The organism is Streptomyces sp. NPDC001153 (assembly GCF_053598315.1).
This window is the reverse complement of record NZ_JBSFJZ010000062.1, coordinates 22,343-46,266: the sequence shown is the minus strand read 5'-3', so window position 1 is coordinate 46,266 and position 23,924 is coordinate 22,343. Positions and strand designations below refer to the sequence as shown.

General features: G+C 71.7%; 21 protein-coding genes and 1 pseudogene. 13 read left to right on the top strand and 9 right to left on the bottom strand.

All coding sequences use genetic code 11. The annotated features are described in order from the left end of the window. Positions 1 to 275 (bottom strand): annotated as a pseudogene (locus ACWDEN_RS42770) (crotonyl-CoA carboxylase/reductase); the annotation flags it as partial. 233 nt (positions 276 to 508) lie between these two features. Between ACWDEN_RS42770 and ACWDEN_RS42765 the strand changes: the two are divergent. The 6 genes from ACWDEN_RS42765 (at position 509) to ACWDEN_RS42740 (ending at position 7,125) form a co-directional block, all read left to right on the top strand. Continuing rightward, on the top strand, positions 509 to 1,270 hold the full coding sequence (locus ACWDEN_RS42765) for a thioesterase II family protein (RefSeq protein WP_450863358.1): 762 nt from the start codon (positions 509 to 511) through the stop codon (positions 1,268 to 1,270). 99 nt (positions 1,271 to 1,369) lie between these two features. Continuing rightward, the gene (locus tag ACWDEN_RS42760; protein ID WP_351614999.1) at positions 1,370 to 1,630 is read left to right on the top strand and encodes a hypothetical protein; all 261 of its coding nucleotides are present in this window, start codon (positions 1,370 to 1,372) and stop codon (positions 1,628 to 1,630) included. A gap of 377 nt (positions 1,631 to 2,007) precedes the next feature. Continuing rightward, complete coding sequence (locus ACWDEN_RS42755) at positions 2,008 to 3,228, top strand: cytochrome P450 (protein WP_450863356.1); 1,221 nt, start codon at positions 2,008 to 2,010, stop codon at positions 3,226 to 3,228. Between the two features lie 38 nt (positions 3,229 to 3,266). Beyond that, the gene (locus ACWDEN_RS42750; RefSeq protein ID WP_351614993.1) at positions 3,267 to 3,455 is read left to right on the top strand and encodes a ferredoxin; all 189 of its coding nucleotides are present in this window, start codon (positions 3,267 to 3,269) and stop codon (positions 3,453 to 3,455) included. 69 nt (positions 3,456 to 3,524) lie between these two features. After that, entirely contained in the window at positions 3,525 to 5,360 is a 1,836-nt protein-coding gene (gene asnB, locus ACWDEN_RS42745) for an asparagine synthase (glutamine-hydrolyzing) (RefSeq protein ID WP_450863354.1), read from the top strand. A gap of 178 nt (positions 5,361 to 5,538) precedes the next feature. Beyond that, complete coding sequence (locus ACWDEN_RS42740; RefSeq protein ID WP_351614987.1) at positions 5,539 to 7,125, top strand: MFS transporter; 1,587 nt, start codon at positions 5,539 to 5,541, stop codon at positions 7,123 to 7,125. A gap of 196 nt (positions 7,126 to 7,321) precedes the next feature. Here ACWDEN_RS42740 and ACWDEN_RS42735 read toward each other — a convergent pair whose 3' ends face one another. From ACWDEN_RS42735 to ACWDEN_RS42715, 5 genes are all read right to left on the bottom strand, one after another. Beyond that, on the bottom strand, positions 7,322 to 8,011 hold the full coding sequence (locus ACWDEN_RS42735; protein ID WP_450863352.1) for a hypothetical protein: 690 nt from the start codon (positions 8,009 to 8,011) through the stop codon (positions 7,322 to 7,324). 471 nt (positions 8,012 to 8,482) lie between these two features. Continuing rightward, the gene (locus tag ACWDEN_RS42730; RefSeq protein WP_351614982.1) at positions 8,483 to 9,019 is read right to left on the bottom strand and encodes a hypothetical protein; all 537 of its coding nucleotides are present in this window, start codon (positions 9,017 to 9,019) and stop codon (positions 8,483 to 8,485) included. After that, positions 8,997 to 10,295 carry a hypothetical protein gene (locus tag ACWDEN_RS42725; protein WP_351614979.1) on the bottom strand — a complete coding sequence of 433 codons (1,299 nt, stop codon included), beginning with the start codon at positions 10,293 to 10,295 and terminating at the stop codon, positions 8,997 to 8,999. Before ACWDEN_RS42725 ends, ACWDEN_RS42730 begins: the two co-directional genes overlap by 23 nt. Beyond that, the gene (locus tag ACWDEN_RS42720) at positions 10,295 to 10,600 is read right to left on the bottom strand and encodes a DUF6317 family protein (RefSeq protein WP_351614976.1); all 306 of its coding nucleotides are present in this window, start codon (positions 10,598 to 10,600) and stop codon (positions 10,295 to 10,297) included. The genes ACWDEN_RS42725 and ACWDEN_RS42720 overlap by 1 nt, the downstream gene beginning before the upstream one ends. Continuing rightward, entirely contained in the window at positions 10,597 to 11,091 is a 495-nt protein-coding gene (locus ACWDEN_RS42715; protein ID WP_450863349.1) for an SAV_915 family protein, read from the bottom strand. The genes ACWDEN_RS42720 and ACWDEN_RS42715 overlap by 4 nt, the downstream gene beginning before the upstream one ends. A 357-nt stretch (positions 11,092 to 11,448) precedes the next feature. Between ACWDEN_RS42715 and ACWDEN_RS42710 the strand changes: the two genes are divergently transcribed. The 4 genes from ACWDEN_RS42710 (at position 11,449) to ACWDEN_RS42695 (ending at position 17,020) form a co-directional block, all read left to right on the top strand. Continuing rightward, positions 11,449 to 13,266, top strand: coding sequence for a gamma-glutamyltransferase family protein (locus tag ACWDEN_RS42710; RefSeq protein WP_450863347.1), 1,818 nt, complete (start codon positions 11,449 to 11,451; stop codon positions 13,264 to 13,266). A gap of 91 nt (positions 13,267 to 13,357) precedes the next feature. After that, positions 13,358 to 14,206 carry an inositol monophosphatase family protein gene (locus ACWDEN_RS42705; RefSeq protein ID WP_450863345.1) on the top strand — a complete coding sequence of 283 codons (849 nt, stop codon included), beginning with the start codon at positions 13,358 to 13,360 and terminating at the stop codon, positions 14,204 to 14,206. Positions 14,207 to 15,089: 883 nt separating this feature from the next. Continuing rightward, on the top strand, positions 15,090 to 16,511 hold the full coding sequence (locus ACWDEN_RS42700) for a phytoene desaturase family protein (RefSeq protein ID WP_351614967.1): 1,422 nt from the start codon (positions 15,090 to 15,092) through the stop codon (positions 16,509 to 16,511). After that, positions 16,508 to 17,020 carry an O-acetyl-ADP-ribose deacetylase gene (locus ACWDEN_RS42695; RefSeq protein WP_450863343.1) on the top strand — a complete coding sequence of 171 codons (513 nt, stop codon included), beginning with the start codon at positions 16,508 to 16,510 and terminating at the stop codon, positions 17,018 to 17,020. The genes ACWDEN_RS42700 and ACWDEN_RS42695 overlap by 4 nt, the downstream gene beginning before the upstream one ends. A gap of 36 nt (positions 17,021 to 17,056) precedes the next feature. On the opposite strand, the gene ACWDEN_RS42690 is transcribed toward ACWDEN_RS42695, so the two are convergent. Together ACWDEN_RS42690 and ACWDEN_RS42685 are read right to left on the bottom strand one after the other, a co-directional pair. Then, entirely contained in the window at positions 17,057 to 18,619 is a 1,563-nt protein-coding gene (locus ACWDEN_RS42690) for an aminotransferase class I/II-fold pyridoxal phosphate-dependent enzyme (RefSeq protein WP_450863360.1), read from the bottom strand. A gap of 111 nt (positions 18,620 to 18,730) precedes the next feature. After that, positions 18,731 to 19,441 (bottom strand): B3/B4 domain-containing protein, encoded by a 711-nt coding sequence (locus ACWDEN_RS42685; RefSeq protein ID WP_450863341.1) that lies wholly within the window; start codon positions 19,439 to 19,441, stop codon positions 18,731 to 18,733. 300 nt (positions 19,442 to 19,741) lie between these two features. On the opposite strand from ACWDEN_RS42685, the gene ACWDEN_RS42680 reads away from it, so the two are divergent. The 3 genes from ACWDEN_RS42680 to ACWDEN_RS42670 all read left to right on the top strand — a co-directional run bounded on the left by ACWDEN_RS42680 (position 19,742) and on the right by ACWDEN_RS42670 (position 22,787). Further along, the gene (locus ACWDEN_RS42680; RefSeq protein WP_450863340.1) at positions 19,742 to 20,626 is read left to right on the top strand and encodes a methylenetetrahydrofolate reductase; all 885 of its coding nucleotides are present in this window, start codon (positions 19,742 to 19,744) and stop codon (positions 20,624 to 20,626) included. Positions 20,627 to 20,762: 136 nt separating this feature from the next. Further along, the gene (locus ACWDEN_RS42675) at positions 20,763 to 22,274 is read left to right on the top strand and encodes an AlkA N-terminal domain-containing protein (protein WP_450863338.1); all 1,512 of its coding nucleotides are present in this window, start codon (positions 20,763 to 20,765) and stop codon (positions 22,272 to 22,274) included. Positions 22,275 to 22,286: 12 nt separating this feature from the next. Beyond that, complete coding sequence (locus ACWDEN_RS42670; protein WP_450863336.1) at positions 22,287 to 22,787, top strand: methylated-DNA--[protein]-cysteine S-methyltransferase; 501 nt, start codon at positions 22,287 to 22,289, stop codon at positions 22,785 to 22,787. Here the strand turns inward: ACWDEN_RS42670 and ACWDEN_RS42665 are convergent. Further along, a complete protein-coding gene (locus tag ACWDEN_RS42665) occupies positions 22,784 to 23,521 on the bottom strand; it encodes an SIR2 family NAD-dependent protein deacylase (protein WP_351614951.1) in 738 nt (245 codons plus the stop codon). The two genes, ACWDEN_RS42670 and ACWDEN_RS42665, sit on opposite strands and share 4 nt — an antisense overlap. Between the last annotated feature and the right edge of the window lie 403 nt (positions 23,522 to 23,924).

Here is a 23,924-nt window from a genome sequence, read left to right as displayed (position 1 = left end):
GGCAGGGGCTCGAAGATCGAGGTCCACACCGAGTTGTAGTTGACCGAGGAGGCCATGACGGCCACCAGGGCCTCGCCCGGGCCGAGTTCCGGCACCGGGACTTCCATGAGGTGAAGGGACTTGCGCGGGTCCTTCACCTCCGAGTCCAGTCCATCGAACATCCCGATGTCGGCCTTGCGGACGGCGATGCCTCGATAGCTGTCCGGGAGTGGCAGCGCCGCGTAGTCGTTGGACGTCGCCTCCGTGGAGACGATGGCATCGACTATTTCCTTCACGTGGTTTCCTCCGGGGGCGAGTGCGAGGTGGGGCAGTGCACGCCCATCTGGCCAGAGATTAGGCGGGCTCCTTTCTCCCGGAAATCCCCTACCGCCGGCGACCGGATCACCTGTCCCCCCTACCGACCCACCCGGCGAAAGTAGGGGATTGCTGTCGATCCCCCATCCGGGCATCATGTGCAAACGCGAGACTTCGCCCGGTTCACTGTGCAGAACGATTTGGAGTAGGCGGCGTGGCTGGTAACCCCGTTAAAGAAACCGCTTGGGTGCGCAGGTTTCACCCTTCGCCTGAGGCGCGATACCAGCTGCTCTGTTTCCCGCATTCAGGCGGATCCGCCAGCTTCTTCTTTCCGTTCTCGCAGAGGCTGGCCCCGGAAATCGACGTGTGGTCCATGCAGTACCCAGGGCGTCAGGACCGCAGGTCCGAAGCCAATGTCCCGCACATCCACGAGCTGGCCGACCGCGTTGTCGGGGCGGTGGGCCCGCGACTCGACGGCCCCTTCGCCTTGTTCGGGCACAGCATGGGTGCAACGCTCGCCTACGAGGTCGCACTGAGGCTGCAGTCGGGCGGAAAAGGTGCCGAAGCCCTCTTCGTCTCGGGGCGACCCGCCCCCCACCGCAACGTCGACACGGGACTGCACCGGCTCTCGGACGAGGAGATAGCGGAGGACATCCGCGCACTCGACGGCACCGGCTCGGAGATGTTCGGCGACACGGACGTACTCAAGATGTTCCTCCCCGCGATCCGCAGCGACTACCACGCCGCGGAGACGTACGAATACGTACCCGGCCCCGTTCTGAAATGCCCCATCCGCGGCTTCACGGGATTCTCGGATCCACGGGTGGAAGTCGGTGAACTGCACCATTGGGCCGATCACACGGAGGGATCTTTCCGGCTGGATGTCTTCTCCGGAGGTCACTTCTATCTCGTTGACGCCCAGGAGGACGTCGCCAGTGAAATCGAGCGCACCCTGTGCGGTGCCGGACACGGTTGAGGAAATGTGGGATTGAGCACGTCCGGGGCAGCCGCAGGGCGTGTCGGGATATTGGGCACGGGTTCGTTCCTGTCGAAGCGTACTGTCGGGAACCAGGAAATGGCGGCCTCAACCGGTGTCACCCCGGAGTGGATCGAACGCGAGACGGGCGTTGTTGAGCGCCGCTACGCGGAAGACGACCAGGCGGCGTCGGATCTGGCGGCAGAGGCCGGCCCCCACGCCCTGGAGAACGCGGGGGTCCGGCCCACCGAGCTGACCTGGATCATCGTCGCCTTCTCCACACCCGACCAGACCAACCCCCTGTCGCCGCCGTGGTTCAGCGTCTGCTCGGCGCCGACCGTGCCGCCGCCTTCGACGTGAACGCCGTGTGCGCGGGAGATTCCTCGGTGGAAGCGTGGCGACGGACAGCCGACTGCTCGACCTCATCGGCATCGAGGCAGGCGGGAGCCGTAAACCGCCCTCCTCCGACACCGTCGCCGGTGGCGGGCACTCTTTCCGCATGCGCGGGCGTGAGGTCCGTGACTACGTGACACGGGAACTCCCGCGCGCCGTTCACGGCTTGCTGACGGACCTGTCCGTCCCACCGGAAGGGATCCGCCGCTTCGTCCCGCCTCCCGCATCAGGCCGATGGAGCGATGCGCACCTGCACATGCCGGTCGCCCGGCACGGCAACACCGGGGCGGCTTCCATTGGGCACTCGCTAGTTCGTGCCAGGACACAACGACGTAAGGACTGACGTGGATCGATCGAAGACACTCGCCCCCCTGCCCGCCGAACCCCCGCCGGGCTGCCCCTTCTCCCCGCCGCGGGAATACACGAAACTGCGCATCGAACATCCGGTCAGTCGTGTCTCGCTGCCCGACGGGAGCTGGGCCTGGCTGCTGACGCGCTATGCGGACATCCGCGGCGCTCTGTCGGATCCCCGGTTCAGTTCCGACGTGAACGCTCCGGGATTCCCCCGAAGCGGAATGGTGACCGCCGGCGAAGGCAGCAGCCTCATACGGACCGACCCTCCCGAGCACAGTCGCCGGCGCAGAATGCTGACGCACTCCTTCACCGTGAAGAGCGTGTCCGCGCTGCGCGCTCGCATCCAGCAGATCACCGACCACCTGTGCGACGAGATGGAGGAACAGAAACGCAAGGACGGACCCGACGGGTCCGTGGACCTGGTGAGGTTCCTGGCGCTCCCGCTTCCGTCCCTTGTCATCAGCCTGCTGCTCGGCGTGCCGTACGAAGACCGGGACCTCTTCCAGTCGATCACCGCCACCGTGCTCTCCCGGGTGAACACGGAGGACGAGCGCGCCACGGCCCGCAAGGAACTGCGCGCCTACCTGGGCCACCTCGTCGCCAGCAAGGAGGCGGACCCGGGCGACGACATCCTCAGTGAGCTGGTCCACGAGCGGATGCGCGAAGGCCAGTTGACCCGGGAAGAGGTGACGGGGACCGCCACGCTGCTCTTGATCGCCGGGCACGAGACCACCGCGAACATGATCGGGCTCGGCGCGCTGACACTGATCCGCAATCCCCACGCGGCCGACGAACTGCGCAAGGACCCCTCCTTGATGCCGGGAGCCGTCGAGGAACTGCTGCGTTTCCACAGCATCACGCGCAGCGGGCCGCGGCGGGCCGCGGTCGCGGACGTCGAAGTGGGCGGCCAACTCATCAAGGCGGGCGAGGGAATCGTGTGTGCCGTCGCCTCGGCCAATCGCGACCCGGATCACTTCCCCGACGGCGATACGTTCGACATCCGACGCCGGAACGCCCAGCACCACATCGCCTTCGGGTACGGCGTGCACCAGTGCCTCGGCCAGTCCTTGGCGCGTGCCGAGCTGGAGATCTCCCTGAACACGCTGCTGGCCCGCTTTCCGGAGCTGCGTCTGGCGGTGGAATTCGCGGATGTTCCCTTCCGCAGCGACATGTTGGTCTACGGCTGCCACGCACTTCCGGTCACCTGGTGACCGATCAGCGACCAGGGCCTGACCCGAGGAGGAGAACCATGAAAATTTCGATCGAGACGGACAACTGCTGCGGCGCGGGACAGTGCGTCCTGGTCGCGCCGGAGATCTTCGACCAGGACGACGACGGGATCGTGATCCTTCTGGACCCCGCGCCCTCCGACGACGTGCGTGAGGCGGTCGAGGACGCCATCGCCATCTGCCCGGCGGACGTGATCCAGGTGGAATGACACCGGACGGCGGCACCGGTTACCGAGGTTGAACTTGATGCAACTATTTTCGAGGGAAGGTTTGATCCCATGTGCGGTATTGCCGGCTGGGTTTCGTACCGTCGGGATCTGACGCAGCACTCGCAGGTCCTCGACGCCATGACCGAGACCATGGCCTACCGCGGTCCCGACACGCGAGGCACGTGGGCGGGCCGGCACGCCGCCCTCGGCCATCGGCGGCTCGCCGTCATCGACCTGCCCGGCGGCGCGCAGCCGATGCGGGTGGACACCGCGGACGGCGAAGTGGTGACGGTCTATTCAGGAGAGACCTACAACTACACCGAACTGCGCGACGAACTCCGCCGCCGCGGGCACCGTTTCACCACGGACTCGGACACCGAGGTCGTGCTTCGCGGCTATGTGGAGTGGGGCGAGGCGATCGGTGAGCACCTGAACGGCATGTTCGCCTTCGCGGTCTGGGACTCGCGCACCGAGAAGCTCGTCATGGTCAGGGACAGGCTGGGCGTCAAGCCGTTCTACTACTACGAGACCGAGGACGGCGTCCTCTTCGGCTCCGAGCCCAAGGCGATCCTGGCGAACCCGCTCTGCTCCGCCGTCGTCGGCCTGGACGGGCTGCGGGAGATGTTCTCCTTCGCCAAGACCCCGGGGCACGCGATCTGGGACGGGATGCGCGAGCTGCGTCCCGGCCATGTCGCCGTGACGGACGTCAACGGGCTGCGGGAGTACCCCTATTGGAGCCTGGAGGCCGGCGACCACACGGACGACCGACAGGCCACCGTCGCGCACGTCAGGGAGTTGCTGGAGGACATTGTCTCCCGGCAGCTCGTCGCGGACGTACCCCGCTGCACGCTGCTCTCCGGCGGTCTCGACTCCTCCGTCATCACCGCCCTGGCGGCCCAGCAGCTCAGGGAGCGGGGCGAGACGGTCCGCACCTTCGCCGTGGACTTCCCGAACCAGGAGGAGAACTTCAAGGCGATCGACCTCGCCCCCACCCGGGACACCCCGTTCGCGCACGCGGTGGCCGAGCACGTGGGGAGCGTCCACCGGGACATCGTGCTCCGCGGCAGCGCGCTGGCCGACCCGGAGGTACGGCGAGCAGCCGTCGGCGCACGGGACTTCCCCAACGGGATCGGCGACCGCGACAACTCCCTCCACCTCCTCTTCAAGGCCGTCCGCGAGCAGTCGACGGTGGCGCTCTCCGGGGAGTCGGCGGACGAGTTGTTCGGGGGCTACCCGTGGTTCCACGACGACAGGTTCCGCTACGCGGACACCTTCCCCTGGCTCGCGGGCAAGGGCTCCCTCTTCGAGGCGGGCGGCCTCCTGGACGACGACCTGTCACGCCGGCTCGACCTGCGCACCTACGTCCAGGACCACTATGTCGACGCCCTGAAGGAGGTCCCGCTGAAGGAGGGCGAGACCGGCCTGGAGAAGCGGATGCGCCAGGTCTCCTATCTGAACGTGACGCGGAAGATGCAGCCCCTGCTCGACCGCAAGGACCGGATGAGCATGGCGGCCGGGCTCGAGGTGCGTGTCCCGTTCTGTGACCACCGTCTCGTGCAGTACGTCTTCAACACCCCGTGGTCGCTGAAGGCGTTCGACGGCAGGGAGAAGAGCCTCCTGCGCGCGGCGACGCGCGACATGCTGCCGCGGTCGGTGGCCGACCGCAAGAAGAGCGGCTACCCCAGCAGCTTCGACCCGCAGTACCTCGCGGCGGTGCAGTCTCAGGTCTCCGACCTGCTCGACCGCGACGACCAGGCGCTGGCACTGTGCAGCCGGGACCGTCTGAGCGAGGCGGTGAAGGCGGACAGGGACACCATCACCCTCCAGCAGCGGACGGTGCTGGAACGCTCGCTCGACCTGGCGACGTGGTTCGATCTGCGGAACCCGACGCTGAAGCTCGACTGATCCGGCCGTCCTCGGGCTGGGCTTGCCCCCGCTGATGGGGTCGAGCCCCGCCTGAACCCTCCCCTTGCTCGTGTACATGCCTACGACACCGCTTGAGCTCGTCGCGCTCCGCTGTAGTGGCTGGCCGGGAAGGCCGCGAAGCCTCGTTGCACGTTCGTTCACGCACATCCCCGAAGAGTTGCTGACCACACGTGCTTTCGCCGAGCCGGGCCGGTGGGCCATGGGGGTCAGCGCGGACGACGACCGTGCTCGCGACGTGACGTCGGACCTGGTACGCGACTGCGGATTCACGCCTGTGAGCCTCGTGCAGGTGGAAAAGGTGACGACATCGATCCGACAGAAGGAGACCATGCCCAGCGATGCGGCGAGCGCCAAGGCCACTGAAGACGCGGTCGGCCAGAAAACCGATCCAGGCGGCGGGCCCGGCCTGAAGCTCGCTGCTCTCGCGGCCGGGTTTGTCATGGCGACGGTCGACACCACCGTCGTAAACATAGCCGGTACGAAGATCCGGACTTTGTTGCACCTGAACTTTTCCGAGCTCACATGGGTAATCGACGGATATGTACTGACCTTTGCGTCGCTGCTGCTCCTCGCTGGTTCGCTGGCAAATCGCTTTGGGGCCAAGAAGATTTACCTTCAGGGCATGGTGGTATTCGTAGCGGCGTCAGCCGCGTGCGCGGTCGCCTCAAAGGGCCTGGCGCTGATCACCGCGAGAGTGATCCAGGGGGCGGGAGCCGCCCTGTTCATGCCGGCCTCACTGACGCTGCTCACGAACTCCTTCCCTGATCCCAAGCTGCGGACCCGCATGGTGGGTCTGTGGACGGCGATCGTGTCCACGTTCACGGCGCTGGGGCCGGTAATCGGGGGAGTCCTGGTTGGCACGCTCGGCTGGCGCAGCATCTTCGTGTTCAACCTGCCGATCGGTGTCGTAGGTATCTTTTTGACCAGGCGATACATCGCCGCGATCCCGGCGCAGCGGGTCCGGCCCCGGATTCTGGGCAATGCTCTGGGAGTTCTCGGGCTCGTGGCGCTGTCCTTCACGCTGATCGAGGGGCCCTCGTTCGGCTGGTCGTCGGTCCCCGTCCTCCTGTCGGGTGCAGCAGCCGTCGTGTTTCTCGTCGCGCTGGTGGTGCAACAGCGCCGCAGCTCAGCGCCTATCGTTCCGCTCGACCTCTTCCGCGAATCCCGCTTCACCGCAGCCAATCTCGTCGGGTTCCTCATCAACTTCGGGCTCATGGGAGGGATCTTCATGCTCGGTCTCTTCCTGCAGAACGCGCGAGGAGCCTCGCCCTTTCTGGCCGGAGTTCAGATGCTGCCCATGATGGCTGGACCGCTGGTCGGTAACCTGACATTCGCTCGGTACAGCCACCGCTGGGGCGTGCGCCGGCCACTGATCGCCGCCTTGTCCCTCGCGGGCGTGGCGTCCGCGGCGCTCCTCGGTATCAGCGACTCCACGCCGTACTGGATGCTGGCCGCGGCCGTTGGTATCGCCAACTTCGGTATCGGTGTCAGCGCGCCGGCCATGACCTTCGTGCTGATGGAGTCCGCGGGCGCGGAGCACGCGAACATCGCCAGCTCGATGCTCAACACGAACCGTCAGTTCGGTGGACTGGTCGGCGTCGCTGTAATCGGCATCGCTCTGGCACATCCCGACAACTGGTACGTGGGAGCGCGCTCCTCCTTCCTCATAACAGCCGTTTGTTACGGTGCGGCCGCGCTGCTCACACTGAAGTACGTCTCGGCGGCTGGCCGTCGGACGGTGTGACCTGTCTTGGAGCCCAGTCACTCTCGATTCGTCAGCGGGGCCACGTATATGCGCGAAGGAACGGACGTCCGCGACGGCACGAAACAGATCGCGCAGCGCCGGCCCCCAAGCCCAGGGCCGGCACTCCGCACCAGGGCCTGGCCCTCACCCTGCTGACCGGCCGCACGGAGGCGAGGGCGCAAGGGAGCCGGGGCGGTCAGCCGGACTGCGACTGACCGCCCCCGAGCGCGCCCACCGCGGCCCGTGCCGCCTGGATGGCCCCCTTGTTGATCTCGTCCGTGCCGGGCGCCTTCTTCGTGTCGAAGTTGCTGCCGTTGTAGGTGACGATCACCAGGGCGTTGGACACCTGGACCATCACCACCCCCTCGCGCGTCTGCTGCTTGTCCTCCGTGGTGAGGTTGACGACGGAGTACGCGCTGTTCCCGAGCCCCGGCACGGCCCCGCCGCCGCTCTTCTCCTTCACCCGCTGCTGGTACTCCTGCGTCGCCTCCTGGCCCGACCCGCTGATCTCGAACGACACGTCGAGCCAGCGGTAGTCGTAGCCCTGCAGCGCGTTCCAGGAGCAGGTGCGGCGCAGCCTGGTGTCCGTCGACGGGATCTCCTTGCCGCTCGTCTTCGCCCCCGGCACCAGGGACTTGACGGTGGCCGCGGGCACGCTGGTGCAGGGGGAGGGCGCGGTGCTGTACGCCTTCGCCGCCGTGGTGGACGACGGGTCGGAGGAGGACGAAGCGGAGGAGGACTGGCTGGACGTCTTCTGGGCCGCCTGGTGCCCGGCGGCCGCCGACGACGCGGCCGGCCCGGACGTCAGCGCCCAGCCGGCACAGGCGAGCACCGCGACCGGCGAGATCCGCGCGGTGAGGGCGAGCGGCAGAGGAAGAGAACGCACGGCGCACTTCTCGAGTGGGGGAGGGGGTACGGAAGGGGTCGGCAGGGTGGGCGTGGGACGACAGTGTCACACGAGTCCCTGTGGGGCGGAAGCGGAATCTCGCAGCGTGCCCGCCCGATCACGGCAGCGCGTTCACGACGTACCGCTCTGCCTGTTTTGTACCTCGCTGCAGAGGGCGCGACCGGCTACGGGCGGACCGGTGGCACGACGGCGCTCGTCTCGCTCGGCGGCACGGAACTCGTCGGGGCGGGCGCGGCCAGGAGCTTCCTGCGGGGGTCCCGGCGCTGCACAGGCCACCCCCACACCACGGCCACGACGGACGCCGCCGCCTGGGCCGGACACCGAAGGCCGGAACCGCGAGCCATGCGGCGGCACCGAGGGCACGCCGCAGCCAGTAGCGCGGACCACGCCGGTACCAGGTGGCGCCCAGCCCCGGCAGAGACGGTGTGCCCAGGGGTGTTTCGCTCGCTGTCACGTTCCGGTGGGGTGCGCATCCAGCCAGCGGCGGGCGCCGACCTCGCTGGGGTACTCGCGGACGGTGAGCATGCCGGCGCTCCAGCCGACGGCGAAACCGGCCAGCGCCGGCAGGACGGGCGCCGCGAGTACCAGCAGACCGCGGCCGACGAAGGCCAGTCCGGTGGTGCGGCGGACCTCCGTGCTCTTGCGGGTGCGGAACTCGTCCGGCTCGGGCGGATCGAGGAGCTGCCCGCGATGCCGACGCCGCTGCACCACCCATCCCCAGGGCAGGGCCACGCAGGCCCCGGCCACCTGCGCCCAGTCCCATACCGGGCGCACGCCCGACGGCAGCACCGTGCGGAACCCCGCGTAGAGCTCGACGGCGGCGAAGCACAGCAAGGCCAGGACGGCCAGCATCAGGACGGCCAGTCGCACCCGGCGCAGCCAGTAGCCGGTGCCGCGCTCGTACCAGCTGGTGCCCAGCCCGTTGAGGGACGGGATCCGGGCGGGCACGCGGGCACCGGGAGCCTCAGAAGATGCTCGTGATGCCATGCCACACGTCCTCTCCGAGTCGTTTGAAGTCGCCCCCGGTCTTGGACAGTACGTGTCCCGTGCCGGTCAGCACGCCGCCGACCACACCGTGATCGTGGATGTCCTCGCTCCAGTGCTCGTGGAGGGAGTGGTCGATGATGCCGGTCGCGCCGATCACGACGGCCCCGCCGACCCCCGCCGCCACGGCGACGGGCACATCGAACGGCGCGGCGGCCACGAGGCCCGCCGTGATGGCCGTACCGGCCGCCAGGCCGGCGATGTTGGCGCCGCCGTCGGTCGCGATCGACCGCTGCCACGACCAGCCCGCGTCATGGTCACCGGACGCCTCCAGCAGCCCGCAGGCGCCGGCCGCGGCGACGTCGAGGACCGGGATCTCCTTCAGGAAGTCCGGCACCTTCTCCAGGCCCTCGCCCGCGCGCAGCAGGTCGGCGGCGTCGGCCAGCTTCACGTTCAGCGCACGGTCGTAGGGGAGTGCGGTGCTGCCGTTCTCGGCGCGGGCGATCGCGTTCTCCAGGTCGTCGACCTTGGTGAGCGCGTCGCGGTAGGCGCTCTTGGCGGGCAGGTCCTTGGGCAGTGCCTCGCCCGCCTTCTGGTACGCCTTGCGCTCCGCCCGGAGTTGCTTCTTGGCGGCCTGTGCCTCGTTCCTGGCGTCGTCGAGCTTCGCGCGGGCCTTCGCGCCACCGGCTCGGGCGTCCTCGGCGTCGTACGCGTACAGGCCGCGGAGGTAGTCGGCGATGGTGACCTTGTCCCCGGTGGACGCCGCGCCGTCCTTCGACGTCACCTGGTCGTACAGCCCCTGCAACTGGTTCGCCGCCGTGAGTCGCGCGTGCTGGGCGGTCTGCAGGATGTGAGCGCGCGCCGCGGTGTACTCGTTCGTCGCGGCGATGGTCCCCTGATCCTGCGCGCTCGGCGGCTTCGCCGTCGTGGGCTGCCTCGGTACGCCCTTGTCGTCCGTCGCCACCCCCTTGCCGGCGGCGATGTGATGGGCGTTGTGCAGGGACCTCTCGCACGTCGACAGCGCGTCGGCGAGGGTTCCCAGGATCTCGCCCGCCTGATGCACCAGCTCGGCGAAACCGCCGGCCGTGATCTGGTCCTCGCTCCACTTGCCGCGGAACGTCTGGGCCGCGTCGCCCTTCCAGCTCGCGTCACCCGCCAGCTTCTCGACGGCATTGCTGAGCGGCTTCACCACGCCGTCGAGCTTGTCCTTGGCGTTCTTGTACGTGTCGGCCATCGTGTGCAGGCCGCTGATGTCGCCGCCCACCCAGCTGTCGCCCATCAGTGCCAGTCCTCCGGGGTGAGGTCCTCGAAGACGCCGTGGACGTCCACGTCGTGCCGGTGGAAGGAGTCACGCGCGTACCCGGCCTTGTCCCCGTGCTCGTCCAGCCGGTCCGCGAGGAGGATGTGCAGGCTCTCGATGAGGTCGGCGACCTCCTTGATCGCGCTGTCCAGCCCCGGGTCACCGCCGCTGACCACCGGCGGCGTCACGTCCGGTTTCAGCTTCCGGTAGTCGTCGGCCTGGTCGTGGAAGGTCTTCGCCAGCGTGGCGAGGTCGTCGTAGATGACCTTGAAGTCGGCCGTCACCGGCGCACCTCCCGCGCGTAGGCGGCCAGGTCCTCCGGCCGCCAGTTGGGTTCCTGGGGCGCGACCCGCGGATCCAGCAGGACGGTGACGCCCTGTTCGTCCATCGCCTCGGCCAGTGGGCCGATCGAGGCGGCGACCCACGGCTGTGCCTCGCCGAGCGCCTCCACCAGCTTGTCCAGTGCGGTGAACGCGAAGGCCACGCTGCCGTGCGCCGGGTGGGCGAACAGCTCGCAGACGATGAACGGCACCCGTGCCGGGCGCCCGCTCGTCCCCGTCGCCGCGACGGACCTCGGATGGGCCGGGACGAACACCGGTGTGTGGTAGGGCGGCACGCCCGGTCTGGGGCGAGGCCGGCCGTCCTCGGCCACGTTCGGGGGAGGTGCCGCCTCGACGAGGTCCCTCAGATGCGAACGGCGTGGATCCGGTTCCTGCCCCGAGGCAGCGCCTCCCGGCGGATCCGGCTCCACGAAATCGAGCAGGCGTGAACGCATCGGCGCCCCCATCGCCGTCACCTCTTCCCCGTGATTGCGTGGCCGATCGGGCGCGACCACCGTAGCCAGCGGTCAAGGGGGCAAATCCGGCTATGTCGGGGCGGGAATGCGGGCGTACACAGAACCCATACGTCCGCTTGGCCGAGGACAGAACAGCCCTTGACCCACTGCTGAACCAGGGCCGCCTGCGCGGGGTCACGGAGTGCTGCGTGCCCGCCACCGAGGGCCCGCCGATGGGTCGCAACCGCTCTCCCGGGCGGCCGTTTCCGGCCGGAGACCGACGGGGATGCATGGGGTTCGGGGCTCGCACGTGCGCCTGGACGGGTCCGCTGATGGCACGCGAACAGTGAGGTGCGGATGCAATTCACGACTCGTCCCACTCTTCAGGGGACATACGGCATGGTGTCCTCCACCCACTGGCTGGCCTCCCAGTCGGCGATGGCGGTCCTGGAGGACGGCGGCAACGCCTTCGACGCCGCCGTGGCCGGCGCGTTCGTGCTGCACGTGGTGGAGCCCCACCTCAACGGGCCGGCCGGCGAGGTGCCGATCCTGCTCGCGCCGGCCGGCGGCGAGGTGCGCGTGCTGTGCGGTCAGGGCGTGGCCCCGGCCGGCGCCACCGTCGCCCACTACCGGGGGCTCGGACTGGACCTCGTACCCGGCACCGGACCGCTCGCGGCCGCCGTGCCCGGTGCCTTCGACGCCTGGCTGCTGCTCCTGCGCGACCACGGCACGAGGGCCCTGGAAGACGTGCTGAAGTACGCCATCGGTTACGCCGAGCACGGGCACGCGCCCGTGGAGAGGCTGGGCGCGACCGTGGAGACCGTGCGGGAGCTGTTCGAGACCGAGTGGACCTCGTCGGCCGAGGTGTACCTGCCCGGCGGCCGGGCGCCCCGGCCCGGTGAGCGTTTTTGCAACCCCGCCCTCGCCGCCACCTGGAAGCGGCTGCTGGCCGAGAGCGCGACCAGCGGGGACCGGGAGGCGCGGATCGACGCCGCGCGCGAGGTGTGGCGCACCGGCTTCATCGCCGAGGCGCTCGTACGGCAGTCCCGGCGGCCCACGCTGGACACCAGCGGCGCACGGCACACCGGCATGCTCACCGAGGCCGACCTCACGGGCTGGTCGGCGAGCTACGAGGCCCCGGTGACCTACGACTGGAACGGCTGGACCGTGTGCAAGGCGGGCCCCTGGAGCCAGGGCCCCGCCCTCCTGCAGCAGCTCGCCCTGCTCCCGCCCGAGCTCCCCGCGTACGGCTCCGCGGAGTACGTCCACCTGCTGATCGAGGGCTGCAAGCTCGCCATGGCCGACCGCGAGGCCTGGTACGGGGACGCGGCCGAGGTGCCGGTCGCCGAGCTTCTCTCGGACGACTACAACGCCGGGCGGCGGGCCCTCATCGGCGCCAAGGCCTCCTTCGAGCTGCGGCCGGGCAGCCCCGGCGGACGCACCCCACGGCTGCCTGCGCAGGCGTACGCGCGCGTGGAGACCGGCGACCGCGGCTTCGACCCGATGGGCGCCGGCGAGCCGACGGTCGCCGAGCTCCCCGGCGAGCCGCGGGTGGCCGCCGACGGCACGACCCGCGGCGACACCTGCCACCTGGACGTCGTCGACCGCTGGGGCAACATGATCGCCGCCACGCCCAGCGGCGGCTGGCTGCAGTCCAACCCCGTCGTGCCCGAGCTGGGCTTCCCGCTCGGCACCCGTCTGCAGATGACCTGGCTGGAGGAGGGCCTGCCGAACTCCCTCACCCCCGGTCGCCGCCCGCGCACCACCCTCACCCCGTCCCTCGCGCTGCGCGAGGGGGTGCCGGTCCTGGCGTTCGGCACACCGGGCGGCGACCAGCAGGACCAGTGGCAGCTGCACTTCTTCCTCGCCGCCGCCCTGCGCGCCCCGGTCCGCGGCGGTCTCGACCTTCAGGGCGCGATCGACGCGCCCAACTGGCACAACGACAGCTTCCCCAGCTCCTTCCACCCGCGCGGTCGCCGCCCCGGCAGCGTGACCGTGGAGTCCCGCGTGGACGCGGAGGTGGTCGAGGAGCTGCGGCGGCGCGGCCACGACGTCACCGTCGGCCCCGCCTGGTCCGAGGGACGCCTGTGCGCGGTGGCCCGCGACCCGGAGACCGGCGTGCTCTCGGCGGCGGCGAACCCGCGGGGCATGCAGGGGTACGCCGTCGGCCGCTGACTGATCATGCGACACCTGTTGTTCATCCCGATTCCACCCGCCGTGCACCGGGTGGGCGGGGATTGTCAGTGGGACGTGCTCTCATGGAGGCATGATCGAAGCAATGACGGAAACCATCGAAGAGTTTCTCGCCCGCTGCTCGGCCGACGTGGAGGAGGTGGTCCGCAAGGCCGCCGCGGCCGAGATCCTGCCCCGTTTCCGCCACCTCGCCGAGCACGAGGTGGACCAGAAGAGCGGCCCCCACGACCTGGTGACGGACGCCGACCGGCTCGCCGAGCTGCGGCTCACCGCGGACCTCGGGTCCCTGCTGCCCGGCTCGGTCGTCGTCGGCGAGGAGGCGGTGCACGCCGACCCGGCGACCTATGCCGCGCTCCAGGGCGACGCACCGGTCTGGATCGTCGACCCGGTCGACGGCACCCGCCAGTTCGTGCACGGCGACGACGGGTTCTGCACCCTGGTCGCCCTGGCCCACCGGGGCGTCGTCCTCGCCTCCTGGACCTACGCCGCGGCGCGTGACCAGCTCGCCACCGCGGTCCGCGGCCAGGGCGCCTTCCTCGACGGCGAGCGGCTGTTCGCGGGCTCGCCCGCGCCCGGCCGGGACCTCGTCGTCGCCACGTCCCACCCGGACTACACCACCGACGAGCAGAAGCACGCGCTGCGCGCCCTGTGGACCGACGGCCTCGCCCCCCGCCCCTGCGCTTCGGCGGGCCTGGAGTATCTCGCCATCGCCCGGGGCGAGTTGGACGCCGTCAGTTTCTCCTGGGAGGCTGCCTGGGACCACGCGGCCGGCCTGCTCCTGGTCGAGGAGGCGGGCGGCACGCACCTCACCCGCGCCGGCGAGCCGTTCCGCGTGACCGGCGGCAACGCACTGCCGTTCACCGCGGCCCGCGACACCGCGACGGCACGCCGGGTGGTGGACCTGCTGCGCACGTCGGCCTGAAACCGGCGAGGCACCCCGTTCCCGCGGGCGCGGGCTGTATCGGAACGCGGCACCGCCGCGTGGGCCGATCGCACTCGCCGACGCCCCCGTGCCGCCCGACCCATCACGGCCACCGACCCACCGGCCCACCCGGCCACCGGTCGGGCCGGCCTCCCAGCCCTCCCGGCCCCGGGCTCCCGGGCCTCGGCCTCCCGGCCCCGGTCCCCGGCCTCCCGGCCCCGGGCTCCCGGGCCTCGGCCTCCCGGCCCCGGTCCCCGGCCTCCCGTCCCCGGGCTCCCGGGCCTCGGCCTCCCGGCCCCGGTCCCCGGCCTCCCGTCCCCGGGTCCCCAGTCCGTGTCCACCCGTCCCCTGGCCCTGGGCTCCCGGCCCCGGCCACCTGGGTCCCTGGGCTCGCTCTCCCGGTCCCTGTCCGCCCGTCCCCGGGCCCTTGGCCCTGGCCGCCTGGGTCCCTGGCCTCGGTCTCCCGGTCCCTGTCCCCTGTCCCCGGGCCCCGGGCTCCTGGCCCTGGCCACGTGGGTCCCTGGCCTCGGGCTCACAGTCCGTCTCCACCCGTCCCCGGGCTCCTGGCCCTGGCCGCCTGGGTCCCTGGCTCGGTCTCCCGGTCCCTGTCCACCCGTCCCTGGGCGCCCGGCCCCGGCCATCCGGGTCTCTGGCCCCGGACCCCCGGACCCGGCCACCCGGCCCCTGCCCCCCCCAGCTTTGGCTCCCCGAGCCCTGCCCCCCCGCCTTGGCCCCCGTCCCCGCCCCCAAGCCCTGCCCCCCAACCCTGCCCCCCGAGCCCCGCCCCCGGGCCCTTGGCCCCCGGCCCCCGCCCCCCCGGCAGTGTCACTCCTCCGGCATATCCTGACCCTGAGTGGCCATCGGCTGACGAAGGGGTCCGAAGGTGCCGTCGATGCTCGATGCGGTTGTGGTGGGTGCGGGACCGAACGGACTGACCGCGGCCGTGGAGCTGGCCCGCCGCGGCTTCTCCGTCGCGCTGTTCGAGGCGAAGTCCACCGTGGGCGGCGGCGCCCGCACCGAGGAACTGACCCTGCCCGGCTTCCGGCACGACCCGTGTTCGGCCGCCCACCCCCTCGGCGTGAACTCACCGGCGTTCCGGGCCCTGCCCCTCGACCGCTACGGCCTTCAGTGGCTGCACTCCGAGCTGCCGATGGCGCATCCCTTCCCCGACGGCACCGCGGCCGTGCTGTCCCGCTCGGTGGCCGAGACTGCCGCCTCCTTCGGACCAAGGGACGCGGGCGCGTACCGCAGACTGGTCGAGCCGTTCCTCGCCCACTGGGACACCCTCGTACGGGACTTCATGTCCCTGCCGCTGACCGCGCTCCCGCGCGACCCCGTCACCCTGGCCCGCTTCGGCCTGGCCGGGCTGCCGCCGTCCACCTGGCTGCTGCGCCGCTTCAAGGACGAGCGGGCCAAGGCCCTGTTCGCCGGTCTGGTCGCCCATGTGATCGCACCGCTGAACGGCCTGGCCACCGGCGCCGTCGGCCTGGTCTTCGCCCTGTCCGCGCACGCCCGCGGCTGGCCGGTGCCCCGCGGCGGCTCCCAGGCCATCTCCGACGCGCTCGCCGCCTACCTGAAGGACCTCGGCGGCGCCGTGCACACCGACTACGAGGTCAAGCGCCTGGACGACCTGCCCCCCGCGCGGGCGTACGTCTTCGACACCTCACCCACCGCGCTGGCCCGCATCGCCGGCTTCGGCGGCCACTACGCGCACTACCGCTACGGCCCGAGCGTCTTCAAGATCGACTACGCGCTGGACGGCCCCGTGCCCTGGACCGCACCCGAGGCCCGCACCGCCACGACCGTGCAGATCGGCGCGAGCAAGGACGAGATCTCCACCGCCCTGCGCGCCGCCTCCCGCGAGGGCCGTGCCCCCGCCCGGCCGTTCCTGATCACCGTGCAGCCCGGCATCGTCGACCCGACCCGCGCCCCCGAGGGCAAACAGGTCTTCTGGGCGTACGGCCATGTCCCGAGCGGCTGGTCCGGCGATCTCACCGACGCCATGGAACGCCAACTGGAGCGCTTCGCCCCCGGGTTCCGTGACCGCGTCCTCGCCCGCGCCGTCGCCGGCCCCGCCGAACTGGCCGCCCACAACGCCAACTACGTCGGCGGCGACATCGCCTGCGGCGCGGCGTCCGGACTCCAGCTGCTGCTTCGCCCCAGACTGTCCCTGTTCCCGTACCACACCCCCCATCCGGCCGTCTTCATCTGCTCCTCGGCCACGCCGCCGGGGCCCGGCGTGCACGGCATGTCGGGGCACAACGCGGCCAAGGCCGTATGGCGAAGACTGAGGCAGCAGACATGACCACCATCACGCTCGTCCAGGGCGACATCACCCGGCAGAGCGCCGACGCGATCGTCAACGCGGCCAACTCCTCCCTCCTCGGCGGCGGAGGAGTCGACGGCGCGATCCACCGGCGCGGCGGCCCCGCCATCCTTCAGGAGTGCCGCGCCCTGCGCGCCTCCCGGTACGGCAAGGGCCTGCCCACCGGCCAGGCGGTCGCCACCACGGCCGGTGAACTCGACGCCCGCTGGGTCATCCACACGGTGGGCCCGGTGTACAGCCAGAGCGAGGACCGCTCCGGCCTGCTCGCCTCCTGCTACCGGGAGTCGCTCAAGGTCGCCGACGAACTCGGCGCCCGCACGGTCGCGTTCCCGGCCGTCTCCACGGGCGTGTACCGGTGGCCGATGGAGGACGCGGCGCGGATCGCCGTGGACACCGTGCGGAACACACCGACGTCGTCCGTCGAAGAGGTGTGCTTCGTCCTCTTCGACGAGCGAGCGTACGACGCGTTCGCCGGCCAGGTCGGCTGATCCGCACCGGGGCTGGTCCCGGCGCGGACCCCTCCGTCAGGACAGTGCGCGCAGCGTCCGGCCGAGGACGGCCACGCCCTGCGCGATGGCTCCCGGCGCGGTCGCCGCGTAGCCGAGGACCAGCCCCTGTGGGCCGGGCAACTGCCGGTGCCAGGACAGCGGTTGGCACTTCACGCCCCGGGCCAGCGCGGCGGCGGCGAGTTCCGTGTCGGGCACGTCCGCGGTGTACGTGACCGTCAGGTGCAGGCCCGCCGCGGCGCCGTGCACGGTTCCGCCGGGCAGATGCCCGGCGAGCGCGGCGATCATCGCGTCGCGGCGGTCGCGGTGCCGCCGCCGCACCAGCCGTAGGTGCCGCTCCAGCGCCCCGGACTCCATCAGCCCGGCGAGCACCAGCTGCGGCAGCACCGCGTTGCCCAGATCGTTGAACCGCTTGGCGTCGACCAGGTCCGAGCGATAGCGGGACGGCGCCAGCAGCCAGCCGATGCGCAGTGCCGGGGCGAGCAGCTTCGACACGCTGCCCATGTAGCACACCCGGTCGGCCAGCAGCGCCCGCAGCGCCGGGACCGGCGGACGGTCGTAGCGGTGCTCGGCGTCGTAGTCGTCCTCCAGGATCAGCCCGCCGTCCCGGGCCCAGGCCAGCAGCTCACGCCGGCGCTCGCCGCTGGTCACCACGCCGGTCGGGAACTGGTGGGCGGGCGTGAGCAGCACCGCGCGGGCGCCGGTCGCGCGCAGCGCGTCCACCCGCACCCCGTCCGCGTCGACCGGCACCGGCGGGGTCGTCAGGCCCCCGTTGTGCAGGTGCTGACGGGCGCCGAGCGAGCCCGGGTCCTCCACCGCGACGGCGTCGATGCCGTCGCCCCGCAGCACCGGGTGCAGCAGCGTGAGCGCCTGGGCGGTGCCCGCGACGATCAGCACCTCGTCCGGCTCCACCCGCACGCCCCGCATCCGCGCCAGCCACCCGGCGACGGCCCGCCGCAGCGCCGGAGCGCCGCGGGGGTCGCCGTAGCCGAGGTGCTCGGCGGACAGCTCCGCGAGGACGGCACGCTCGGCGCGCAGCCAGGCGGTACGCGGGAAGGTGGTGAGGTCCGGCTTCCCCGGAGTGAGGTCGACGGCGGCCGGGGCGTTGCGCAGCGCGTCGAAGACGTCGGCACCGGGGGCGTGGCGGAAGGGCGCCGCGGGCGGCCCACCGGAGGGCAGCGTGCCGGGGGCGCGCCGGGACGGTGTGCCCGGTGGGTACGGCGACCCGGTCCCGGGCGGGGTTGTGCCGGGCGCCCCGGATGTGCCGGGGAGCGGCCCGCGGAGCGGGGCCCGCACCGGCCCGCTCGGCGCCTCACTCCTGTCCCCGCTCCGGTATCCGGACCCGGCGCCCGCCGGACGGAACGGTGCCGCGACCACCACCGTGCCCCCGCGCCTGCGGCCCTCCACATGGCCGTCCTCGGCGAGCCGGCGGTACGCCTCCGTGATCACCCCGCGCGAGACGCGCAGTTCGGCGGCCAGCACCCGGGTGGGCGGGAGCCTGCTGCCGACCGCCAGCCGGCCGTCCGCTATCGCCTCCCGCAGCCGGCCGGCCAGCCACTCGGCCTTCCCGCCGACGGGCACGTCACCGGCCGCCAGCTGCAGGAAGTCCGAGCCCCGGCCCGTGAGTTCGCCGATCACGGCACACGCACCTCGCTCCTCGTCCACCCCGCCGATGCTGTCACGCACCCGCGCTCAGCCGCCGAACGCGCATTCCGGCACGGCCCGGGTGAGCAGGGCCGACTCCGTGACGGCTCCGCCGGCTCCCCAGTGCGCCGCCACCTCCTCCTCGACCGTCCTCAGCAGCTCGGGCACGCTCTCCGCCCCGCCGTCGTGCATCGCCTCCGCCACCACCAGCACCCGCCGGGTGTGCTCGCCGACCGCCGAGTGGCCGCTCTGCCGGTGGGTCCAGCGCCGGGCGTGCGCGCGGCCCGCGGAGTCGACGAAGGTCACCTCGCCGGGCGCGGGATGCTCCACGCCCCCGCCGAACGCCGTGTACGTCTCGTCGCCGCCGGCCGGGCGCACCTCCAGCAGCGGCCCGGCGATCCGGTCCACGTCCAGGACCGCCACCGGGATCGCGTACGCCACCGACAGCGCGTTGCACAGGTCCACCAGCGGATGGATGCGCGGCAGTGTCCCCTCCTTGCGCAGCCGCCGCAGCAGCGACTCCGAGGCACACCGGTACTGCGTGGGCTTCACTCCCATCCGGCTGAACGTCCGCCGCCAGGCCAGCACCTCGGGGAACTCGCCCTCGGTGGCGCCGCCCAGCCGGGCCAGGGCGCGTGCGGTGTACTCAGCCGCGCGCGGCCCGGTGTCCACGCCGGGGCCGACGCCGCTGACGTACAGCGCGCCGGAGGCCAGTTCGGGGAACGCGGCCCAGATGGTGTCCGCGTGCCGGAATCGCATGGTCAGGGACCTCCTCGGGGTCGGGAGCACCACTCTGCCGCTGCCATGGTCCCCTTGCCAGGGCCAAAGCAGGCCCGCGTCACCGGTCCATAACGGCGGCACGTGCACCGGAACCGGCCCGGGAGCGGCAGACGACGTACGGGCGCGCGTCGCGCAAGCCCGCGCCGTGAAAGGAATCCGCCCCGTACGTGCCCGGCCCTCCCAAGCGGCGGCCCGCCCCCGGCCGACCCCGGGCCGAGACCCCCGTCGCCGCGTGACATCATCGGCCGGGGTCCTGCACGCCGTCGTACGAGGAGCACGATGAACCCCGCTGTCACCGTCACCCCGGCGGTCGGTGCCGCACTGCTGGACGACTTCTCGCTGGAGATGACCGGCAAGGACGTGGCCCGCCTGGAGGAGGCGCACGGCGGCATCCCGCGGGGCACCCGGATCAACATCACCTTCCTCGCCGGGGAGGACCTCGGCATGCGGCTGGCGGCCGCCCGCGCGGTCAAGCGGCTCGGCTTCGTCCCCGTCCCGCACATCTCCGCCCGACGGCTGCCCTCCCGCGCCGCCCTGGAGGAGTTCCTGTCCGGGCTGGCCGAGGACGGCACCGCCGAGAACGTCTTCGTCGTCGGCGGCGACCCCGCCCGCCCCGAGGGCCCCTACGCGGACGCCCTCGCCGTCCTGCGCACCGGCCTGCTCCAGCGTTATGGCGTCCGGCACATCGGCATCAGCGGCTACCCCGAGGGTCACCCCGCGATTGCCGACGGCACCCTGTGGTCCGCGCTCAGCGACAAGGCGGCCGCCATCGGGGCGCACCGGTTCGGCGGCGATGTCATCACCCAGTTCGGCTTCGACGTCGACCCCGTCCTCAGCTGGCTGGAGGCCGCCCGCGTCCGGGGCGTGCACCTGCCCGTCCGCATCGGCGTGCCCGGACCGGCGGGCGTACGCCGGCTGCTCGGCTACGCCACCCGGTTCGGCGTCGCCACCAGCGCCTCCGTCGCCCGCAAGTACGGCTTCTCGCTGACCAACCTCATGGGTACGACCGGCCCAGACCGCTTCCTGCACGCGCTCGCCCACCGCTACGACCCCGAACGGCACGGCGCGGTGAAGGTGCACTTCTACACGTTCGGCGGGCTCCGCACCACCGCCGAGTGGATCGACGCGTTCCGCCAGACCACCCTCAGGACGCCCGCCCGGTGAGACGGCGGGGGTCAGGTCCCCGTCGTCGGCGGGGCCCAGCCCGAACACCGGGTCGATCGGCACCTCAGCAGGCCGGCGAACGCTGGTGTCGGATTTCCGCCAGCGGTCGCCGCACCGGGTGGCGGATGCTGGACGCATGCAGACAGCGACGCACCTCGACCGGGAGCACTGCGTACGCGCCGTGCAGTCCAAGGACGCGCGGTTCGACGGGTGGTTCTTCACGGCCGTCCTGACCACCCGGATCTACTGCCGGCCCAGCTGTCCCGTCGTGCCGCCCAAGCCGGAGAACATGACGTTCTACCCGAGCGCGGCCGCCTGCCAGCAGGCCGGGTTCCGGGCCTGCAAGCGCTGCCGCCCGGACACCAGCCCCGGCTCCCCGGAGTGGAACCAGCGCGCCGACCTGGTGGCCCGCGCCATGCGGCTCATCGCCGACGGGGTCGTGGACCGCGAGGGCGTGCCCGGACTCGCCGACCGGCTCGGCTACAGCACCCGCCAGGTGGAGCGGCAGCTGCTCGCCGAACTCGGCGCGGGCCCCCTCGCGCTCGCCCGCGCCCAGCGCGCCCAGACCGCGCGGCTGCTCATCGAGACCACCCCACTGCCCATGGCGGAGATCGCCTTCGCGGCCGGCTTCTCCTCCATCCGCGCCTTCAACGACACCGTCCGCGAGGTCTTCGCCCTGACCCCGAGCGAGCTGCGCGCCCGCGCGCCGCGGTCCGGGGCCGGCACGCCGGGCGTGCTGAGCCTGCGGCTGCCGTTCCGTGCCCCGCTCAACCCGTCCAACCTCTTCGGCCACCTCGCCGCCACCGCCGTACCCGGCGTCGAGGAATGGCTCCCCCACGGCCTGAACGGCGTGGGAGGTACCCCCACCGGCGCGTACCGGCGCACGCTGCGCCTGCCGTACGGCCACGGGATCGTCTCGCTCACGCCGTGCCCCGACCACATCGCCTGCCGCCTCACCCTCAGCGATCTGCGCGACCTGCCCGTGGCGATCAGCCGCTGCCGCCGCATGCTCGACCTGGACGCCGACCCCGTCGCCGTCGACGACCGGCTGCGCACCGACCCGCTGCTCGCGCCGCTGGTCGACAAGGCGCCCGGCCGCAGGGTGCCGCGCACGGTCGACGAGGCCGAGTTCGCCGTGCGCGCCGTACTCGGGCAGCAGGTCTCCACGGCCGCCGCCCGTACCCACGCGGCCCGCCTGGTCACCGCGCACGGCAAGCCCCTCGACGACCCCGAGGGCGGCCTCACCCATCTCTTCCCCCCTCCCGAAGCCCTCGCCGCCGTGGACCCCGAGACCCTGGCGATGCCCCGCACGCGGCGCACCACCTTCACCACCCTGGTCCGCGAACTCGCCGACGGCACACTCCACTTGGGAGTCGAGTCCGACTGGGCGGAAGCCCGCGCCCGTCTCCTCTCCCTGCCCGGCTTCGGGCCGTGGACGGTCGACGTCATCGCCATGCGCGCCCTCGGCGACCCCGACGCCTTCCTCCCCACGGACCTCGGCATCCGGCGCGCGGCGCGGGAGCTGGGCCTTCCCTCCACCCCCGCCGCGCTCACCACCCGCGCCGAGGCATGGCGGCCCTGGCGGGCGTACGCCGTGCAGTACCTGTGGGCGACCGACGGTCACCCGATCAACTTCCTGCCCGTGTAAGAAGGTTCCCCCGTGATGTCCCACACCGTGATCGACAGCCCGTACGGCCCGCTCACCCTGGTCGCCGACGCCGACGGCACCCTGTGCGGCCTCTACATGGCCGGCCAGCGACACCGCCCGCCCGAGGAGAACTTCGGCCCCCGGGACGACAGCCTGTCCTCCTTCGCCGCGGCGCGGGAGCAGCTGACGTCCTACTTCGCGGGCGAGTTGAAGCAGTTCACCCTCGAACTCGCCCTCCAGGGAACCCCGTTCCAGCGCAGTGTCTGGGAACAGCTCACCCGTATCCCCTACGGCGAGACCCGCACCTACGGCCGGCTCGCCGACGCCCTCGGCAGCCCCCAGGCCTCCCGCGCGGTCGGCCTCGCCAACGGCCGCAACCCCGTCGGCATCATCGTCCCCTGCCACCGCGTGATCGGCTCCGACGGCAGCCTCACCGGCTACGGCGGCGGCCTGGACCGCAAACGCCGCCTCCTGGACTTCGAACGTGCGGCCGCTGTCGGGCACGGGTCCTAAGGGGCGCCCTCGGCGCTGAACCGGTGCAGCAGTTCGGGCAGGGCGGTGCCGATGGGCTCGCGGATCACCTCGTCGGCGCGGTCGTCGTACGGTGTCGGCTCGGCGTTGACGATGATGAGCCGGGCTCCGTTGTCGGCGGCGACCCCGACCAGGCCGGCGGCGGGCTGCACCTGCAGGCTGCTGCCGACGGCGACGAACACGGTGCACGCCTTGGTGATCGACACCGCCTCGCCCAGGACGACCGGGTCCAGCCGCTCGCCGAACATCACGGTCGCGGACTTGAGGATGCCCCCGCATGCCAGACAGGCCGGGTCGTCCTCACCGGCCTCGACGCGGGCGAGAGCGTCCTCCATCGGTCCGCGCGCGTGGCACCGGGTGCACACGACACTGCGTGCGCTGCCGTGCAGTTCGAGCACCTTGCGGGCGGGCATGCCGGCGAGCTGATGCAGTCCGTCTACGTTCTGCGTGATGACCCGGACCGGGATGCCGGACTGCTCCAGCTCGGCGACGGCTCGGTGCGCGGCGTTCGGCTGGGCGTGGAGCGCGCGGTTCTTCCGACGCATCTGCCAGGACCGCCGACGGATCTCCGGATCGCCCATGTAGGGCTCGTACGTGACGAGCTTCTCGGCTTCCGGATCCCGCCGCCACAGCCCGTTCGGACCCCGATAATCAGGGATCCCTGAATCGGTGGAGATGCCTGCGCCACTGAGTATGGCCACGAGAGGGCTGTTCATGGACCGAGAGTAGGACGCCTGCATCGCCGGGGCGAACGGGTATCGGGTGAGCCCCTTGGTCGTCGGTGGTGATGGTCGACGAGATCGACTGCGCTGTCTGCCCGCAGATGGATACTTGGGTACAAGTAGGCCCGACCGGCAAGAAGTTGCTGCCGCTGACGGTCAAGAACGCAGGTCAAGCGCCCGCCTCGAGTGGTCACGAGCACTGACGTGAGTGAGGCACTCGATCGGGTGATGGAGGCGCTGGCGGGGGCAAGCGAGGAGGAGGTAGCGGCTGCGCTGACTGCTGCCGGCTCTTCTGGTCGTCGCCGCTCGGCCCCGAAGCGCAGTCTTCGCACGCCCTTGCCGGAGCCTGCGGGTTCCTCGAATGTCTGCTCAGAGGTGGAATCGGTCTGAGCTCGCT

Bases quoted from the DNA above. Each gene is read 5' to 3' on its own strand.
- ACWDEN_RS42665 (WP_351614951.1), bottom strand. From the start codon at position 23,521: ATGAACAGCCCTCTCGTGGCCATACTCAGTGGCGCAGGCATCTCCACC.
- ACWDEN_RS42730 (WP_351614982.1), bottom strand. From the start codon at position 9,019: ATGGCATCACGAGCATCTTCTGAGGCTCCCGGTGCCCGCGTGCCCGCC.
- ACWDEN_RS42675 (WP_450863338.1), top strand. From the start codon at position 20,763: ATGCAGACAGCGACGCACCTCGACCGGGAGCACTGCGTACGCGCCGTG.
- asnB (WP_450863354.1), top strand. From the start codon at position 3,525: ATGTGCGGTATTGCCGGCTGGGTTTCGTACCGTCGGGATCTGACGCAG.
- ACWDEN_RS42715 (WP_450863349.1), bottom strand. From the start codon at position 11,091: ATGCGTTCACGCCTGCTCGATTTCGTGGAGCCGGATCCGCCGGGAGGC.
- ACWDEN_RS42725 (WP_351614979.1), bottom strand. From the start codon at position 10,295: ATGGGCGACAGCTGGGTGGGCGGCGACATCAGCGGCCTGCACACGATG.
- ACWDEN_RS42750 (WP_351614993.1), top strand. From the start codon at position 3,267: ATGAAAATTTCGATCGAGACGGACAACTGCTGCGGCGCGGGACAGTGC.
- ACWDEN_RS42705 (WP_450863345.1), top strand. From the start codon at position 13,358: ATGATCGAAGCAATGACGGAAACCATCGAAGAGTTTCTCGCCCGCTGC.
- ACWDEN_RS42680 (WP_450863340.1), top strand. From the start codon at position 19,742: ATGAACCCCGCTGTCACCGTCACCCCGGCGGTCGGTGCCGCACTGCTG.
- ACWDEN_RS42710 (WP_450863347.1), top strand. From the start codon at position 11,449: ATGCAATTCACGACTCGTCCCACTCTTCAGGGGACATACGGCATGGTG.
- ACWDEN_RS42695 (WP_450863343.1), top strand. From the start codon at position 16,508: ATGACCACCATCACGCTCGTCCAGGGCGACATCACCCGGCAGAGCGCC.
- ACWDEN_RS42760 (WP_351614999.1), top strand. From the start codon at position 1,370: ATGGCGGCCTCAACCGGTGTCACCCCGGAGTGGATCGAACGCGAGACG.
- ACWDEN_RS42685 (WP_450863341.1), bottom strand. From the start codon at position 19,441: ATGCGATTCCGGCACGCGGACACCATCTGGGCCGCGTTCCCCGAACTG.